20 protein-coding genes are annotated in these 14,979 nt (G+C 60.1%); 6 read left to right on the top strand and 14 right to left on the bottom strand.

Features of this window, described 5'->3' with window-relative positions; translation table 11 throughout:
* Positions 1 to 2: 2 nt before the first annotated feature.
* From AC1D2N_RS31415 to AC1D2N_RS31390, 6 genes are all read right to left on the bottom strand, one after another.
* On the bottom strand, positions 3 to 1,043 hold the full coding sequence (locus AC1D2N_RS31415; RefSeq protein ID WP_018246711.1) for an LLM class flavin-dependent oxidoreductase: 1,041 nt from the start codon (positions 1,041 to 1,043) through the stop codon (positions 3 to 5).
* Complete coding sequence (locus AC1D2N_RS31410; protein ID WP_130654051.1) at positions 1,040 to 1,975, bottom strand: flavin reductase family protein; 936 nt, start codon at positions 1,973 to 1,975, stop codon at positions 1,040 to 1,042. The genes AC1D2N_RS31415 and AC1D2N_RS31410 overlap by 4 nt, the downstream gene beginning before the upstream one ends.
* Positions 1,972 to 2,817 carry an alpha/beta fold hydrolase gene (locus AC1D2N_RS31405; RefSeq protein ID WP_130654052.1) on the bottom strand — a complete coding sequence of 282 codons (846 nt, stop codon included), beginning with the start codon at positions 2,815 to 2,817 and terminating at the stop codon, positions 1,972 to 1,974. Before AC1D2N_RS31405 ends, AC1D2N_RS31410 begins: the two co-directional genes overlap by 4 nt.
* Before the next feature lie 15 nt (positions 2,818 to 2,832).
* On the bottom strand, positions 2,833 to 3,435 hold the full coding sequence (locus AC1D2N_RS31400; RefSeq protein WP_003538313.1) for an amino acid synthesis family protein: 603 nt from the start codon (positions 3,433 to 3,435) through the stop codon (positions 2,833 to 2,835).
* A gap of 425 nt (positions 3,436 to 3,860) precedes the next feature.
* A complete protein-coding gene (locus AC1D2N_RS31395) occupies positions 3,861 to 4,553 on the bottom strand; it encodes a GntR family transcriptional regulator (protein ID WP_018446110.1) in 693 nt (230 codons plus the stop codon).
* Between the two features lie 199 nt (positions 4,554 to 4,752).
* Positions 4,753 to 6,108: an FAD/NAD(P)-binding protein gene (locus AC1D2N_RS31390; protein ID WP_130654053.1), complete on the bottom strand. Its 1,356-nt coding sequence runs from the start codon at positions 6,106 to 6,108 to the stop codon at positions 4,753 to 4,755.
* A gap of 224 nt (positions 6,109 to 6,332) precedes the next feature.
* On the opposite strand from AC1D2N_RS31390, the gene tauA reads away from it, so the two are divergent.
* From tauA to AC1D2N_RS31375, 3 genes are read left to right on the top strand one after another with little or no spacing between them, the layout of a single operon-like run.
* On the top strand, positions 6,333 to 7,346 hold the full coding sequence (gene tauA / locus AC1D2N_RS31385; RefSeq protein ID WP_047620430.1) for a taurine ABC transporter substrate-binding protein: 1,014 nt from the start codon (positions 6,333 to 6,335) through the stop codon (positions 7,344 to 7,346).
* A 56-nt stretch (positions 7,347 to 7,402) separates the two neighbouring features.
* Positions 7,403 to 8,191, top strand: a complete 789-nt coding sequence (locus AC1D2N_RS31380) for a taurine ABC transporter ATP-binding protein (RefSeq protein ID WP_047620429.1) — start codon at positions 7,403 to 7,405, stop codon at positions 8,189 to 8,191.
* Positions 8,188 to 9,042, top strand: a complete 855-nt coding sequence (locus AC1D2N_RS31375) for an ABC transporter permease subunit (RefSeq protein ID WP_477982656.1) — start codon at positions 8,188 to 8,190, stop codon at positions 9,040 to 9,042. The genes AC1D2N_RS31380 and AC1D2N_RS31375 overlap by 4 nt, the downstream gene beginning before the upstream one ends.
* 24 nt (positions 9,043 to 9,066) lie before the next feature.
* Here the strand turns inward: AC1D2N_RS31375 and AC1D2N_RS31370 are convergent, their stop codons facing one another.
* The 7 genes from AC1D2N_RS31370 to msuE form a co-directional block, all read right to left on the bottom strand.
* Positions 9,067 to 9,834 carry a gamma-glutamylcyclotransferase gene (locus AC1D2N_RS31370; protein ID WP_130654055.1) on the bottom strand — a complete coding sequence of 256 codons (768 nt, stop codon included), beginning with the start codon at positions 9,832 to 9,834 and terminating at the stop codon, positions 9,067 to 9,069.
* Between the two features lie 3 nt (positions 9,835 to 9,837).
* The gene (locus AC1D2N_RS31365) at positions 9,838 to 10,146 is read right to left on the bottom strand and encodes a hypothetical protein (protein ID WP_130654056.1); all 309 of its coding nucleotides are present in this window, start codon (positions 10,144 to 10,146) and stop codon (positions 9,838 to 9,840) included.
* Positions 10,147 to 10,157: 11 nt separating this feature from the next.
* Positions 10,158 to 10,739, bottom strand: coding sequence for an RBBP9/YdeN family alpha/beta hydrolase (locus AC1D2N_RS31360; protein ID WP_018246701.1), 582 nt, complete (start codon positions 10,737 to 10,739; stop codon positions 10,158 to 10,160).
* A 70-nt stretch (positions 10,740 to 10,809) separates the two neighbouring features.
* Positions 10,810 to 10,959, bottom strand: coding sequence for a hypothetical protein (locus AC1D2N_RS31355; protein WP_165403117.1), 150 nt, complete (start codon positions 10,957 to 10,959; stop codon positions 10,810 to 10,812).
* Between the two features lie 13 nt (positions 10,960 to 10,972).
* Entirely contained in the window at positions 10,973 to 11,149 is a 177-nt protein-coding gene (locus tag AC1D2N_RS31350) for a hypothetical protein (RefSeq protein ID WP_165403116.1), read from the bottom strand.
* A 134-nt stretch (positions 11,150 to 11,283) separates the two neighbouring features.
* The gene (locus AC1D2N_RS31345; RefSeq protein WP_130654057.1) at positions 11,284 to 11,481 is read right to left on the bottom strand and encodes a hypothetical protein; all 198 of its coding nucleotides are present in this window, start codon (positions 11,479 to 11,481) and stop codon (positions 11,284 to 11,286) included.
* An 11-nt stretch (positions 11,482 to 11,492) separates the two neighbouring features.
* Positions 11,493 to 12,053: an FMN reductase gene (gene msuE, locus AC1D2N_RS31340; protein ID WP_130654058.1), complete on the bottom strand. Its 561-nt coding sequence runs from the start codon at positions 12,051 to 12,053 to the stop codon at positions 11,493 to 11,495.
* A gap of 416 nt (positions 12,054 to 12,469) precedes the next feature.
* On the opposite strand from msuE, the gene AC1D2N_RS31335 reads away from it, so the two are divergent.
* Genes AC1D2N_RS31335 through AC1D2N_RS31325 form a run of 3 tightly spaced genes read left to right on the top strand, consistent with a single transcriptional unit; the run spans position 12,470 to position 13,696 of the window.
* Positions 12,470 to 12,655, top strand: a complete 186-nt coding sequence (locus AC1D2N_RS31335; protein ID WP_018246696.1) for a hypothetical protein — start codon at positions 12,470 to 12,472, stop codon at positions 12,653 to 12,655.
* A complete protein-coding gene (locus AC1D2N_RS31330) occupies positions 12,645 to 13,265 on the top strand; it encodes a helix-turn-helix domain-containing protein (protein WP_018446120.1) in 621 nt (206 codons plus the stop codon). Before AC1D2N_RS31335 ends, AC1D2N_RS31330 begins: the two co-directional genes overlap by 11 nt.
* Before the next feature lie 53 nt (positions 13,266 to 13,318).
* Positions 13,319 to 13,696 (top strand): hypothetical protein, encoded by a 378-nt coding sequence (locus tag AC1D2N_RS31325; RefSeq protein ID WP_112907919.1) that lies wholly within the window; start codon positions 13,319 to 13,321, stop codon positions 13,694 to 13,696.
* 239 nt (positions 13,697 to 13,935) lie between these two features.
* On the opposite strand, the gene AC1D2N_RS31320 is transcribed toward AC1D2N_RS31325, so the two are convergent.
* Positions 13,936 to 14,979 (bottom strand): saccharopine dehydrogenase family protein, encoded by a 1,044-nt coding sequence (locus AC1D2N_RS31320; RefSeq protein ID WP_130654059.1) that lies wholly within the window; start codon positions 14,977 to 14,979, stop codon positions 13,936 to 13,938.

The raw sequence follows: 14,979 nt of genomic DNA, 5'->3' as shown, positions 1-14,979 counted from the left end.
TCTTACTCCTGAAATGCTGGCATGACCTCGGTGATGAAGCGTTCGAGCGACGCCTTCTTGCGCTCGAAGCTCATGCCGGTGTCGATCCAGAAGGAATATTCGTCATAACCGAGCGCTTCATACGCCTTGAGCCGGTCGATGACGGTCTCAGCGTCGCCAACGACATTGTTGGTGCGCATGACCTGATCCGACAGCATCGCGTTTGCCCTGACCTGTTCGTCCGGGATCCGTTCAATCAGACCCTGGGTAACCGGCTTCTCATTCTTGAACCAGGCGAAGAAATAATTGTAGTAGACGCTGAGTTCATGGGCAGCCTGGGCGACATCGTCCTCTGACGAGCCGACATAGGTGTGACGCAGCAACATGATCTTGGGCCGCTCGATCTCGGGATTCTTCGCGCAGGCATCGTTGAAGCGCTCCATCAACGACTGAACCTCGTCGTCGCCCTGCCAGAGCGGCGTCACCTGAACGTTGCAGCCGTTGGCAACGGCAAATTCGTGCGAGTTCGGATCGCGCGCTGCCACCCATATGGGCGGGTTCGGCTGCTGCAGCGGTTTCGGCGCCGACGTGGTCGACGGGAACTTGAAGAATTCCCCGTCATGCGCGTAGTCGCCAGCCCATATGCCTTTGACCGCCGGGATGAGCTCGCGCATGCGCTGGCCAGCACCCCAGGCATCGAGACCGGGCAGCAGACGCTCGTATTCGAAGGAATAGGCCCCGCGCGCGATGCCGATGTCGAGTCGTCCATCGCAGATGATATCGGCCATGGCCGCCTCACCGGCGAGTTTGATCGGATGCCAGAAGGGGGCAATCACTGTTCCCGTCCCAAGCCGTGCCCGCGATGTGCGGCGCGCCAGATCGGCAATGGTCACGAAAGGGTTGGGCGCAATGGTGAAATCCATGCCATGGTGCTCACCCGTCCAGATCGCGTGCATGCCGCCTTTGTCGGCGATCTCGCAGAGCGCGACGAATTCCTCATAGAGGCTCTTGTGGCTTTGGCTGGCGTCGAGCCGTTCCATATGGACGAAGAGGGAGAACTTCATGCTTTTGCGTCCTTGGCTGGAATTGGGTGAACAGTGCCGCCGGTCTCGTCGCCGAAATAGACTCCGAAATTGCCGATCGAGCTTTCCATCGCAAAACGGTTGACGATATCGGCAGTCGAACTGGTCTTGAACTTTGCCGCAACCAGTGCGTCAGGCTTCAGGAACCTGCCCCCGGCAGGCTCGCCCTCTCCGGCAACGGCGTGATAGACAATGTGCTGCTTGCCGTCGCTCTTGCCCTCATAAACCGAATAGAGAAAGCCGATGCTGACCTTCAGCCCGGTTAGTGTCTCCAGGTATTTTTGCAGTGCCTCGGTCGGGCTGCCGTCATGGGCGTCGACACTTGGCAGGCAGAGCACATCCTCGCCGAGCAGCAGAACTTCCCCGCGCCGCTCGACAACGGCCGCAAGTTCCATATTGCCTTCGCTTGCCGCGGACACCGCCTTGCTTGCGAGCGTCGGCGTGAAATAACCGCCACGCGCATAACCGAGACCGTTGCGGCCGCTATTGTCGAAAGCTTCGATGCGCCCCATCAAGATGACGTGGTCGCCAGCCTCGATGACCTGCTCCATGGCACATTCGAACCAGGCCGCCACGCTTGAGAATATCGGGCAGCCTGCCGATCCCCTCGCCCACTCGACCGCCGCGAATCTATCCTCGACCGGTCGAGCAAAGGTGTTCGACACGTCTTTCTGCGTTTCCGAAAGCACGTTGATCGCAAAATGCTGCGCTCCGGTCATGATGGCGAAATTGCGCGACGTCTTGGCAAGGCAGACGAGGAGAAGCGGTGGATTGAGCGAGACCGAGGTGAAGGAGTTCGCCGTGAAGCCGATCGGATTTCTGTCCCCGTCGCAGGCGGTGACGACAGTCACCCCGGTCGGAAAAGCCCCGAATGCATCTCGCAGCGCTCTTGGGTCGACAGTCTGGATTGTCATCGTTCATCCTCCCCGAACGACAGCCACTCAGCGAGCAGCGAATTTACGATATCAGGCGCGGTCAGGTTCACCATATGACGATGGCCTTCGACGATGCGGGCATAGCCCCGCGGCGCAAGCTCGGCCATTTGCGTTGCCATCAAGGGCGTCGAGTTCGGATCATCGGACCCCGTCAGAAACAGGGCCGGACCAGCCACGTCTTTCCAGCCGTCAGCATAGGTCTCGTCTCCTCCCGCGAAGGCGGCGTAGGCAACGGCATATCCCTGGGGATCGACGAGGTTCAGCCATTTTCGTGTCAATTCACGCGCAGTGACGCTGTCCGCATCCTCGCCGAACCAGCGGGCCAGAGGGCCTTCCTTGTCCACGCCCGATACCGGAATGGCCGCGGCGCGCGAAAGCACGGCGGCCTTTGCCTCGGGGTCACGCCTGTAGACACCGTTGAGGTAAGCGACGCGGCTGATACGCTCGCCAAAGGTCGCGGCTGCCCCTCCCGAAACCAGTGCGCCCATTGAGTGCCCGGCAACATTTGCCGTGCCGATTGCCATCTCGTCGAGAAAGCGTCCGAACCAGGCGACGAACTCCTCGAGCCGACTGCCCACCGGCAGCTTTGCGCTTTCCCCATGTCCCGGCATATCGACAGCGATGACGCGATGGCCTGCAGACAGGAATGCGATCTGCGGAGCCCAAGCCTCAAGCCGCATGCCGACGCCGTGAATGAGAACCAGCGGCTCGCCGCTGCCGGCATCATGATAGGCCGTTCCGCTTGCCGTCGTCTTTCGGGGCAAGGCACCGGCGGCGTTTGTTGCTGCAGCGGTGCGTGTGGTCGATCCGGCCGTCAGCATCTCAGAGCCGCTCCCTCAAACGCCCGCAGGATTGGCAACGTCCTGCCCCAGGTCTTTCAGATCCTGGTAGCGGTCGCCGATGCGGTGATGCGGGCGCCCGCCTATCGAAGCCCCGAGAGCCACGACGATCTCATCGGCAGCAGGCGCATCGGGGATCGACGTCTGGATGGTCAGGTAGTGCGAACGGCGGCCTTCATCGTTCTTGTCCATCAGCGGGATCATGATCGGCGCATTGGCCGGACCGCGTGTGTTGCAGAAGGCGAGATAGGATTTGGCGCCGACGGCCTGGCGATAAAAATTGCCGAAGCGCAGCGTGTGGATGAGCGCGGACCCGTGTTCGATCTCGCCGTCCAGGCCGACGACAGCGGACTTTCCATATCCTTCGACAGCCTCGCCGGACCCGACCGCATCGATGATCATCTTGGTCAGCAACTCGCCGAGCACTGGAGCGCCTGCGTGAATCTCGGGCTTGAGGTCGTCGACAAAGCCGCGCCCTGCCCAAGGATTCTTCACGACCGCAAAGGCGGTAAACAGCTTCAGCGGAACCGCAGCGGCCTTGCCGCCTTCGATCAATGTCGTTTCGATCTGCAGTCCCGTCTTGCGAATTTGAATGGCCATCGAACACCTCATCTCTCAATTTCGTATTATGGTATACCATAATATATGAGTGTCAAGTTGGCTCCTGCATGGACGCAGTTCAGGCCGAGGCGGAGATTTTCAATTTGGCGCGCGTGTGCTCTCACGCTTGGAAAGCGCCTCTTCTTTTCAGCTTATTTTCAGCAGCCACAGACCGCGCAACGGCAGCGCCGAAGGCTCACGGCAAGTCCGGAGGTCACGATTGTCCCAGTTCATATGATACCGCCTTATGTATTATTTATTATGGCATACCATCACATTGAGCAAAGTTGGGTGTCAAGCTTGGAGTGCGGAGTCTGCTAAATTCCTAGGAATATGATTGCGCTTAGTGGAGTGACATCGACAGATGCTCGGTGCCGGCGCTTTGCCATCCGCCTGCGACGAAGACCACAGCGAGTCCGCCGCGCCTAGTCGGCAGGCTGCTTCGCCGACAGCACCGCTTCGGCAATCGCGCTCGCGGCGGCGACGTGATCCATCGCCGCCCGGTAAGCCCCCTCGCCGTCACCGCGGCGGATGGCGTCAACGATCTTCGACATCTGCAACGGCCCTTCGATGCCGCGCCTCTCCGTCTTGATCGTCATCGAGCGCAGGTGGTTTATGCGCACGGTGAGAAGATTGACGACACCCCAGGCAACGTTCCTGTCAACCATCGTGAACAGCGTATGATAGAAGGCAGAGGTGTTCGTCAGCACAGCCGACATGTCGTTGTCGCGGTAACTGTTGCGTATCCCGGCCAGCGATTCCTCCAGCGCAGCGACGATCTCGGGGCTGCCGCGCTCCGCGCACAGCCGCGCCGCCATGCCTTCCAGCGCGCCACGGATCTCATAGATCTGCTTGGCTTCCTCGATGTCGAGTTGCGCGACGATCGGCCCCTTGTTCGGCAGATTGGCGACAAGCCCTTCCGATTCCAAATGCCTCAGAACCTCGCGCACGACTGTTCGGCTGACGCCGAGCTGGGCGCAGAGGTCACGCTCGACAAGACGATCTCCGGGACGGAAATATCCATTGACGATCGCCTCGCGGACCTTGTCGAGCGCCAATTCCCGCAAGGTCTTCGCAGGACGCTCAACTCTAATGGCGTCCTTCAGAGCACCGCTCATTCTGTACCTCAGTGTTGGACTTTGCACGCTCAACTTCCGCCGCGGCAGCCGAATGCAAGAATCGTATTATGGCGTACCAGATACTGTAGCTGTCGGCGGCCGGCAATTCAACAAGCCGTGCCGACCTATAGCGCCGCGCGTCTTTCAGACGTGCAAAGGACGCTGTAGCACTAAGATCTGCTGCTCTAGAAGTCGCGAGCTAGCCTCTTGAAACAATCTCCTCGACCACGGTCTTGGCCTGCACCCGGATATCCGGAACGGCCGTGATCTCCCAGAATTGCCCCGCCGTCAGGGCGCCGACCGCAAACAGTCGGGCAGGCGAGATCCGGGACGAGGCTATCACCTCCGAAGCGGCATCCACCTGGATTCCAAGGCCAAGAGGATCGGGGACGATCAACTCAAAGCGGCTCATTTCCTTCAAAAGCGGTGAATGACTGATCCCGGCCCGCTCCATTCCCGTGCAGTTGACGAGCCAGTCCGCCCTGATCTCGGCGATCTCGCGCGTTGATCTGACCCTGTAGCTGGCAGCGAGCCGCCCCTCCTCGGCTCCGAGCGATTTCAGGAAGCCCGCGTGGAAGCGAACGGTTCCGTCTAAGACCAGCTTCTCAAACCTGTCGAACACGTCAGGCGCGACCCGGTGACGGTGGATGTTCCACCAGGGAAGTGCATGCCTGAGGAAGCGTGCCCGCTCCTTGTTCGAAAGCCGTTGCCAGAGAGCCTGCGTTGCAGGCCTCAGGCCGTCCATCACGGCTCGCCAGTCGGCAACCGTCCTGCTCTTTCCCCGCAGGGTCTTCAATATGCCGCTGATCGTCTCCGGAAGCCTCTCGACGTCGATCGGCAGAGGCACCGGCGGCTTCCACGCGTGTCCGAGCGGTGCGAGCCCGCGCCGCGAAAGCACATCAATCTTGCCGCTGTGGCCATGGGCGCGAAGCGCGAGAACCTGATCGATCATCGTCAAGCCGGATCCGAGGATACACACCGCATCGGATGGTGCGACGCGCCTCAGCCACGAAAGCCGCCACGGGTTCTCGATGATCCGTGATCGCAGCGATGGCGGGACGCCATCCGGATCGACCGGAAGGCTCGCGTTACCGACACCGAGGCAGAGCACCACGTTCTTCCCGGCGATCTCGTCACCATTGCCGAGATGGAAGGCCAGCGTGCTGCTATAGCGTTCAACGCATCCCGCCGCCTTGGCCTTGATGAAATCGACCCGGCAACGGCCGTCCCGCTTTCGAAGCAGCCGTGCAAGCGTATCGCGAACATAAAGACCGTAATCGCTGCGCGAGGCGAAATCGCCTGCCTGCGTCAGGCGTCCATGGCTTTTCAGCCAGTCGACAAAGTCGTCGGGTTGATGCGGCAACAGGCTCATGCGGCCGGCGGGAACATTGAGGCGATGGAGATAGAGCTCCGTCCGGTAGGCCGTCCCGCGGCCGAAACCGGGATCGTCGCCAACGACGGCGATCTTCGCCGAAGCGGGAAGCTGTTCGATGAGATTGCAGGTAACCGCTATCGCTGAAAAACCGGAACCGACGACGATAACATCGTATATCAACGCATTCTCCCTGAAGCTCAGGCAACGTCATCGAGACATTTTGTCATTCAAGCCTCGACGTCGCTCGCCGGGCCTTATGGATCGCACAAGCGGCAGAATCACGAAACAATTATCTCTATAGTCTATAAATATAGTTTGTTATTTCTCCCGCTAACCCCTTTCCGACGATTACCCTTTTGAGGGTGAGATCAAGAGCCGAGCGGCTCTGAACAAAGGGGCTCAAGATGAATTTCAGGAATTTGGTTGCCGCAATCGCCGTCGGCGTCGGCACTCTTGCAACGGCTGTTGTCGCTGAAGCGGCGGACAAGAAGGTCGTCGTCGCCTATCAAACCGACGCCTTGCCGTCTTCCGTGGCGATCGCCAATGGCGAATTCGCCAAGGAGACGGGATACGAGATCGACTTCCGCCGTTTTAACTCAGGCGCCGAAATCTTTGCGGCGATTGCTTCCGGCGACGTCCAGGTCGGCTATGTCGGCTCTAGCCCGTTTGCGGCTGCGGTATCACGCGGGCTCGAGGTCAAGGCCTTTTATCTCGCCTCGATCTCGGGCATCGACGAGGCTCTCGTCGTCCGTAACGGCTCCGGTATCGAAAGCCTGAATGATCTGAAGGGCAAGAAGCTTGCTGCTGCGCCGGTGTCGACGGACCACTATCAGCTTCTGGCGCTGATCAAATCGCTCGGCCTGACCGAAAAGGACGTTCAGGTCTTCGCCATCCCTCAGCCTGAGATCGTCGCCAGCTATAACCGCGGCGATATCGATGGCGGCTTCGTCTGGGATCCGGCACTCACCGAACTGAAGAAGAACGGCAAGGTTCTGGTGACCTCCAAGGAGGTGGCAGATAAGGGTGCGCCGACATTCTCGGCCTGGGTCGCGACCTCGACGTTTGCCGCCGACAACCCGCAATTTTTGAAGGGTTTCGCTTCGGTCATCAACAAATACTACGCGTCCTTCGCGTCGGACAAATCCGCCTGGGGTCCCGACAGCGACAACGCCAAGTCACTCGCCAAGCTTCTCGGCGGCACAGCCGACCAGCAGGCATCGGCCCTGAAGAACCTCACGCTGCTGACACCTGAGGTCCAGGCATCGGATGCCTGGCTTGGCGGCGGCGAAAAGGCGGGTGCCGGCAAGATCCTCAAGGACACCGCATCGTTTCTGAAGGAACAGGGCAAGGTTTCTGACGTGCTGGCGAATTACGGCGCCTTCGTCACCGCAGATGCCCTCACCGGCGTCAGCAACTGATCCTCCCCAACGCCGGCGCGCCTTGCCGCGCCGGCGTCGAACCTGCGAGCGGCAACATGCTTAAAGTCGATCACGCCAGCGTTTTCTTCGCAGCCCGCGACGGGCGGACCGTTCACGCGCTCGATCGCGTTTCCTTCGATATTCCCGAACGGGGCTTCGTCGTTGCGCTCGGAGCGTCGGGATGCGGCAAGTCAACCCTTCTCAATGCGATCGCCGGTTTCCTCCCGCTTTCGGATGGCCGGATCACGCTCGATGGCCGCGCGGTCGAAAGACCCGGCGCGGATCGTGGCGTCGTCTTTCAGAAGGACTCGCTGCTGCCCTGGAAATCGGTTGTCGACAATGTCGCGCTCGGTTTGAAATTCGCCGGGGTCAAGCGCAAGGAGCGCGAGGCCCGCGCGCTGGAGCTTCTCCGGCTCGTCGGTCTCGACGAATTCGCCGGCGCTTTTCCCTACGAGCTGTCGGGCGGCATGCGCCAGCGTGTCGGCATCGCGCGTGCTCTGGCGACAAATCCCGACATCCTGCTGATGGACGAGCCGTTCGGCGCGCTCGACAGCCTGACGCGCGAGCAGATGCAGGAACTGCTGGTTTCCATCTGGGATAAAACGGCAAAGAAGATTTTCTTCATCACGCACTCGATCGAAGAGGCCTTGTTCCTGGGCACGCAGGTGCTGGTCATGTCACCGCGACCGGGCCGCGTCGTGGCACGCTTCGATCTCGATTTCGTTCGCCGCTTCGCCGAAACCGGCGACGCCCGGTCGATCAAGGCGTCGCCGCAATTTGCCGAGCTGCGCGAGGAGATCCGCGCCATTCTCCACAGCACCGAAGACCTCAGGAGCGCCGCATGAGCGACATAGTGCAGGCCCCGCCGATTGCGGCGGGCAGAGAGGACCGCCAGGTCAAGCTGGTAAAAATGGCAAGCTTCGGAGCCGGCGAGAAATCGACGGTGGCCATCAGCATTGTCACGGCCCTCGCCATCCTTCTGCTGTGGTGGCTGGTATCGGCGCTCGGTGTCGTCCCACACCTGTTCCTGCCGCGTCCAGACGAGGTGCTGACACAAATCGGCGCCATTTATCGCGACGGTTACGCCGGAGCGTCACTGTCCGAGCATGTTTTTGCGAGCTTGTTCCGCATCGTGGTCGCAGCCCTCATCGCCGTTTCCGCCGGCATCCCGCTCGGGTTGCTCATGGGCCTGAATCGCTGGGCAAAAGAGGTGCTCGACGCGCCGATCGAATTCTACTGGCCGCTTCCGCCACTCTCCTACCTGCCGCTGATGATCATCTGGCTCGGCATTGGGGAGACGTCGAAGATCACGCTGCTGGTGCTTGCGATGTTCGCGCCAATCTGCCTCTCGGCCCAGGCCGGCGTTCGTTCGCTGCCGATCGAGCGCGTCAATGCCGCGCGTTCGCTGGGCGCGAGCCGGCTGCAGCTCTTCCTTGATATCGTCCTGCCGTCGGCCCTGCCCGAGATCCTCACCGGTATCCGAATTGCGCTCGGTGTCGGCTGGGGCACGCTGGTCGCGGCCGAATTGATCGCATCCACGCGCGGGATCGGTTTCATGATCATGTCGGCTTCACAGTTCCTGGCGACCGACGTCGTCTTCGTCGGCATCGGCATCATCGCGATCTGCGCGTTCACCTTCTCGGCCGCCATTCGATTTCTGGAGGCGTTCCTCGTGCCCTGGAAGGGCAAGCTCTGACCAAGTGGCGGCAGGGACGCCTATTCAATGGCTTCCTGCCGCCGCGTTCAGCCCGTGTATGGCGACAAGCTCGTCGGCGACCAGCTTCTGAAGCCGCCATAAATTGCGGTCCCGGATGCCACGCTCCTCCAGATGCTTCACCGTCAGATACAGATATTCGGCGCAGGAGCCCATGTGTCCGCAGGCTCTCGCAAGCACCTGCGCCACCGTCTCCAGCGGCAATTTGCGGGAAACCCGCTCGCCCTTCGGGCCAGCCCAAAAGACCAGCGCGCGCACCAGCCCATGCGCGGTTGCGACCGGGATCCAGCGAACCGTCGCAGCGTCTTCGATCGTGCCGACCTCACGGCGGATCAACCGCCTAATCTGGCCAAGGCGATCATCATCGGCAAGCCTGAAGACAATGCCGTTGCAACGTCCACCGCGGTCAAGTGCCATCATCAGGCCCGGCTGTGCTCGCGTTCCCCGCCAGCGGGTCATCTGCAGGCAGAAGGAGCGATGCCACCCTCTTGTTGCGCCATGCTGCGATTCGACGGCATCGAAGTCCGGCTTCCATATCAATGATCCATAGGCGAAGATCCAAAGCGGCGCGCCGATAGACTCATCGAGCAGCCGGTTGGCGAGCATCTCCACCTCTGCTTCGGTCAGCGGTGTTCGGTGTGGCTCGGGGCCTACATCGACCGCAGGGCGAAGGCTCAGCGATACGAGCTCGTCCGTTAGAGCCATTCTTGATCCGGTCATCAAAAGTTTGCTTCCCCGGACCGTCACCAGCTTATGCTCCCGCATATCCGTCATGCGTCAGTGCACCGTAAATCTGGCCGCATCGGCCTGGCGCCGCTGCAGGCTGCGTATCAGCATCGCGGCCTCCCTGACGATTGCCGAAAACGTCGCATCATCGGCCTCTGCGATCCTTCCCGTCATCTCGCGGATGATCGTCGTCAAATGAATGATGGAATGGCGATGCTGCGGATCTTCCGATCCTATTTCGGCATCGGCCATGGCGAGCAGCGTCTGCACCAGCCGCTCCATGGTTTGGCGGCGCCTGGTCCTCGGGTCGGCATTCGGATCTTCGCTAAGGCGCAGCAGGTCGGCGACAATGTCGGACATTGCGATTCCACTCACATTGCAAAGGCCGGGGGCATGGAAACGACATGCCTTCGACCGCGCGTTTGCGTCTTCAAGCCCTCCAGCAATCGGTAGCCGTTGCGCCAGCGGCCAAAGCCGCTGGAGACATTGATGTGTCCGGCAAGGCCGATATTCCTGGTCTCGGCGTTCCACAGGCGGCCGAACAGGGTCAACCGATCGACCGTCATGTAGGCATCGTTCATGCTGCCGACGACGATGCTTGGAAAAGGCAAAGGCGCCGTCGGCATGGCGCCAAACGAGATAAGCCCCGGATGCAGGTTTTCCGTGGCCGGCAGATCGCATGGAGCAACGAGCAATGCCCCTTTGACGCGCCGCGCCGCACTTCGCCCGGCCAAGCGGGCGGCAAGCAGGCATCCGAGACTATGGGCGACCAGATAGGCCTCGCCGGCCTCTTCAAGTGCGCCTTCCAATCGCAGCAGCCAACTGTCAAGGTTCGGATGATCCCAGTCCTGCTGGGCGACGCAACGACTGCCCGGCTGATCCTGCAGCCAGTGCTGTTGCCAATGCCCTTCTCCCGAGCCGAAAAGCCCGGGAAGAATAAGTACATCGATCATCTGACGGCATCCTCTCCGAAGCTGCTCGTCGGTCCTTTTCCCGATCGGGGCAAACATCTGACCTCACTCATCAGACCAGCCCGATCACCAGGGCGAACAGGAATGTGAAGGAACTGACGATCGTGCAGATTCCGGCCGCATGCCTGACATGCGACATGACGCTGCCTTCCGCTCTTCTCGCACCGTGCCGACGCAGGTCGGTCTCAACGACAATCGCCATCACGCCGTTCTCCTCAATACCAAAGGCCGGGCATGGTGCCCCAATAATGGAGTTCGTATTCGCGGGCGGACCGGTCGCGCTCGTCGTCCGGCATGAACAATCCGTTCACAGGCTCCCGTGCAGCGGGCGGCTTCAGGCCGAGGATCTGGCCGATCGAAAGCTTCAGCCAGAACTGAAAATCAAGCTTCATGCGAACCTCCTGTCAGGAACCGGTATTCTTCGGCTAGAGCATTTCCGTTTTTTTCGAATCAGGGCAGTGCTCTATCTCTTTGTTTTCATGCAATTCCGGACGCAAAACCGCTGTGCACTTTTGCTGGAATTGCTCTACGAAATCAGCGAATGACGTTGTGCATTGGCGAGAAGAACGTGAAGCGATGCCGTCGGTGCGTAGAGCATCAGCAGGCGGTTCTCCTCGCGTTTCGCGAGACGATATCGTCGGGCGAATTCGAAGACGCTCCACAATTGCTCGCTTGGCCCCGGCCTTTCCGCATCGGTGATCGTTGCTTCCTGAGATCGAGCCATGGTCACGATCCTTACTCGGCTGCCGCCAGGGCCGGGTTTGCGCCCGGAAAGAACGCCGCCAATTCGCCGATCACGTCGTTGATCCGGGCTAAAAGTGCGTCGGATGAAACCGCATAGTCTGTGAAATCGCGATCGGACGCATAGACGGCGGTCGGTAATGTGTGAGCCATGAAAAACCCAAACAGCGGCCGCAGCTGATGCTCGACCATCAACGCATGCCGGTCACCGCCGCCGGTCGCCGTGATGATGATCGGCTTGCCCCGAAGTTCGTGCGGGTCGATCAGGTCGATGAGGTGCTTGAAATGGCCGGGATAAGAGCCCTTGTACGTCGGCGAGCCGATGATCAGGGCATCGGACTGCACGATCTCGTCGACGACATGCCTGGCCTGCGCGTCGAGATCCTTGCGCCACAAGGCGCTGCCCAGCGACGGACCGACATCATGCAGATCATAGCTCTTGCTCGTAAATCCGTAGCGAATGCTCGCACGTTCGGCGACGTGCCGCACAAGTGCCAATGTCTTCGATGGACGGTTGAAGCTGCCAGCGATGCCGACGAGTTTGAAACCTGACATGGTTTTTCCTCTCATTGCGTTGCCTCAACTATTGTCTACAAAATTGATAGATTAAAGGAACGTGCATCTCTCCTTCTTCGCCTGGTTGAAAAAAACGTTCGCCGCCGCTCCGGCACGCATAGGCTGCATGGCGATCGTCACAAGGGATCGCCGGTCCAGCGACCGCTTCGACCTCGCGTGCGGGAAGACGGCAGGAAGGGGAATCGGCTTCTTTTGGAGGCGCTGGTGTGGGCGGCATCGTGATGTCGCGAGCCTGGCGAGAAGCTCGTACAAATTGCTCGCCATAAATGGCTTTGCCGCAAGGTCGAATATAATTGGTATAAGATTTCCGGTTCAGCGGAACGATTGGATGACAAGCCCTGCCTTTTCCTCTGCGGAAAATATACGCTTCTTATAGATTTTAGCGGGAGCTTTTCATGCCAGTGCAGACGGCTGATGTCATCGATTTCCAGGCCTACCGGCAATCTCGCAGCAAAGATGCGCCCGATGCGCTGAAGGCGGCCGCGCCCGTATCCTTTGCGATGCAGCCGGTTCTGATGTGGGTGCCCTATTGGGGCTTTGTCCCGGTCATGGCAATGGGCATTGCGGGATATGGCGTCTGATCAAGCGCTTCTTCCCGACGGCGAAGCGAGAGATGCCGCCGAAGAGATCACGGTTCAGACAGGACAGAATTTGCGGCGCATTCGCACCCGCCGCGGCTACTCCCTGGACCGGCTGGCAAAGATCGCCGGCGTCAGCCGCGCCATGCTCGGGCAAATCGAGACGGGCAAAAGCAGCCCGACATTGAGCATTCTCTCGAAGATTGCACTTGCTCTCGGTATTCCCTGCGCCGCTCTGATCGCAGAACGCGGCGACACCTCGATCATTACAGTACCGCGGGCAAGATCGAAGATCCTCGCCTCTTCCGAAGGGCGCTTCCGGACACGGGCTCTTTTCCCCTTCGAAGGCGAAAGAAAGGTGGAATTCTACGAGCTCAGGATCGCTCCGCACCATACCGAAAGTGCCGATGCCCATCAGCATGGAACGGTCGAAAATCTGGTCGTTGCTCAGGGCACCGTCGAAATCATCGCCGGCAAGCAGGCACCCCATATTCTGGGTGAAGGCGATGCCATCATCTTCGATGCAGACGTGCCGCACATCTACCGCAACATGACGGGAACGGAAGCAATCCTCTACCTAGTCACGACCTATCTCGAAGACGTTCGCGTCTGACACAAAAAGAGCCCCCGTCTCCGGAGGCTCTTGGTCGTTTCCTTGAGAGGCGGATGGCTCAGGCGGCCATCATGCAGCACATCATCATGCCGCCGCAGTTCATCATCATCGGCATGCCGCTCGACATCATACGCTTGCAGCATTCCATGAACATGTCCTTGTCCATGCCTTCCATCGGCTTCATTTCGCAGACCATGCCCTCGGCAGTCATGGTGCATTTCATGGAGCCCATCATCATCATCATCGGCATGGAGGCCATCATCGGCATCATCGCGCCGTTCATCATGGGCATGCCTGACATCATCGGCATCATTCCACCCATCATCGGGTTCATCATGGCGGGCATCATGTTGTTCATCATCGGCATCATGTTCATGGCGGGGTTCATTGTCTCTCTCCGATCAATATCGTGGCGTTTCGTGTTTCGATGAAACGGGAGATAAAAGAACCAATTACAGCAAACAATGTAAAAAAATCTTCCCTTATATTTTCCTCCAATAGAATGGAACGGTTTCGATGGGAATGTGCAATCTTGCCAAGATAACGGAATTCCATCCGCTATCATCGCCCGAGCGGGACGATCGTTCTGAACAGTCTCCCTGAATACGCCAGGAGAATTAAGTCCCCCACGCCATTGTGAGGGACTTTCTGAAAGTCTGGCGTTTCCGAACTAAGTTTCCGATATCTCGACCGACAGATCCGGGCCGAGCGCCTGCAGGAAGCTAGCGGCATCGAAAATGGCTGCCGGCGCCTTTGCGCCGATATCGCGGATGCGCCCTGAGAGGATACGCTGAACCGCTTCACAGATGATCGGCGCCGTGACGGCGTAGATGTCTTGTCCCTGTGCGACAATCTGACGGCGCACGTCACCCTGCGTGACGATCACTTCTACGGCAAAGCGCTGCGCCGAACGCCCGGATTCGTCGACTGCCTGCGGCGGAGGCGTCGACGAGTCGCGGACATCCCGCAGAGCGACTGTGCTCAAGAAGGTGTGCAGTTCCTTCGTCCGGACGTGCCGGGCGATCAGCGGCACTTCCGAAAAGGGAAGCTCGACGAAAGTCTGCCGACCGAACGGGGCCGGTAAAGTCGACACCCTTTCAGCAGGCGGTTGAGGCACCGGCTCCAGCTGCCCACCGCTGACGGCCAGGCGCCGTGCAGTGTTTCTTTCTCCGGTAACGCGTGTGCCTCTCGTCGGGAGCCAGCTGTCGAGCGCAACTCGAATTTCGATGTCGTCGGCGTGCTCCCACTCGTCCATGACAGCTGCAACGAGCAGGTCGGCCAAGCCGCCATAGAAACCCATGGCCGGGATGACGGCTGTGCCCGCTTCCAGGGCCGCAACCTCATGCCTCTCGAACGTGGCCTGCACACTCGGTTGCTCGGCCGTCACGTCGAGATAATGAATCCCCGCTCGCAACGCGGCACGCACCACTGCGTCGGCGGTGTCCATGAACGGGCCGGCGCAGTTGATGACCGCCGCCGCGCCGGCTAGCGCCCTGTCCAGTTCCCCGTCATCCTCGACCGCTGCTTCGCGGCATTCGATGCCGCGCTCCGCAAAGCCCGCAGCCGCCAGCCGCTCGGCATTCCGTCCAACCGCGATGGGCTTGAGACCGCGCCGCAACAGTTCGGCTACGACAAAACGACCGGTATGGCCGTTCGCTCCCAAGACCGCGATAGATTGGGACGTCTCCGTGATGTCGGCTTCGTAAATGGTCAT

It is taken from the genome of Rhizobium sp. P1_B8 (assembly GCF_056406515.1).
This window is presented reverse-complemented; position numbering and strand designations above follow the sequence as displayed.

Bases quoted from the DNA above. Each gene is read 5' to 3' on its own strand.
- AC1D2N_RS31415 (WP_018246711.1), bottom strand. From the start codon at position 1,043: ATGAAGTTCTCCCTCTTCGTCCATATGGAACGGCTCGACGCCAGCCAA.
- AC1D2N_RS31410 (WP_130654051.1), bottom strand. From the start codon at position 1,975: ATGACAATCCAGACTGTCGACCCAAGAGCGCTGCGAGATGCATTCGGG.
- AC1D2N_RS31405 (WP_130654052.1), bottom strand. From the start codon at position 2,817: ATGCTGACGGCCGGATCGACCACACGCACCGCTGCAGCAACAAACGCC.
- AC1D2N_RS31400 (WP_003538313.1), bottom strand. From the start codon at position 3,435: ATGGCCATTCAAATTCGCAAGACGGGACTGCAGATCGAAACGACATTG.
- AC1D2N_RS31395 (WP_018446110.1), bottom strand. From the start codon at position 4,553: ATGAGCGGTGCTCTGAAGGACGCCATTAGAGTTGAGCGTCCTGCGAAG.
- tauA (WP_047620430.1), top strand. From the start codon at position 6,333: ATGAATTTCAGGAATTTGGTTGCCGCAATCGCCGTCGGCGTCGGCACT.
- AC1D2N_RS31380 (WP_047620429.1), top strand. From the start codon at position 7,403: ATGCTTAAAGTCGATCACGCCAGCGTTTTCTTCGCAGCCCGCGACGGG.
- AC1D2N_RS31375 (WP_477982656.1), top strand. From the start codon at position 8,188: ATGAGCGACATAGTGCAGGCCCCGCCGATTGCGGCGGGCAGAGAGGAC.
- AC1D2N_RS31370 (WP_130654055.1), bottom strand. From the start codon at position 9,834: ATGACGGATATGCGGGAGCATAAGCTGGTGACGGTCCGGGGAAGCAAA.
- AC1D2N_RS31365 (WP_130654056.1), bottom strand. From the start codon at position 10,146: ATGTCCGACATTGTCGCCGACCTGCTGCGCCTTAGCGAAGATCCGAAT.
- AC1D2N_RS31360 (WP_018246701.1), bottom strand. From the start codon at position 10,739: ATGATCGATGTACTTATTCTTCCCGGGCTTTTCGGCTCGGGAGAAGGG.
- AC1D2N_RS31355 (WP_165403117.1), bottom strand. From the start codon at position 10,959: ATGGCGATTGTCGTTGAGACCGACCTGCGTCGGCACGGTGCGAGAAGA.
- AC1D2N_RS31350 (WP_165403116.1), bottom strand. From the start codon at position 11,149: ATGAAGCTTGATTTTCAGTTCTGGCTGAAGCTTTCGATCGGCCAGATC.
- AC1D2N_RS31345 (WP_130654057.1), bottom strand. From the start codon at position 11,481: ATGGCTCGATCTCAGGAAGCAACGATCACCGATGCGGAAAGGCCGGGG.
- msuE (WP_130654058.1), bottom strand. From the start codon at position 12,053: ATGTCAGGTTTCAAACTCGTCGGCATCGCTGGCAGCTTCAACCGTCCA.
- AC1D2N_RS31335 (WP_018246696.1), top strand. From the start codon at position 12,470: ATGCCAGTGCAGACGGCTGATGTCATCGATTTCCAGGCCTACCGGCAA.
- AC1D2N_RS31330 (WP_018446120.1), top strand. From the start codon at position 12,645: ATGGCGTCTGATCAAGCGCTTCTTCCCGACGGCGAAGCGAGAGATGCC.
- AC1D2N_RS31325 (WP_112907919.1), top strand. From the start codon at position 13,319: ATGGCTCAGGCGGCCATCATGCAGCACATCATCATGCCGCCGCAGTTC.
- AC1D2N_RS31320 (WP_130654059.1), bottom strand. From the start codon at position 14,979: ATGACCATTTACGAAGCCGACATCACGGAGACGTCCCAATCTATCGCG.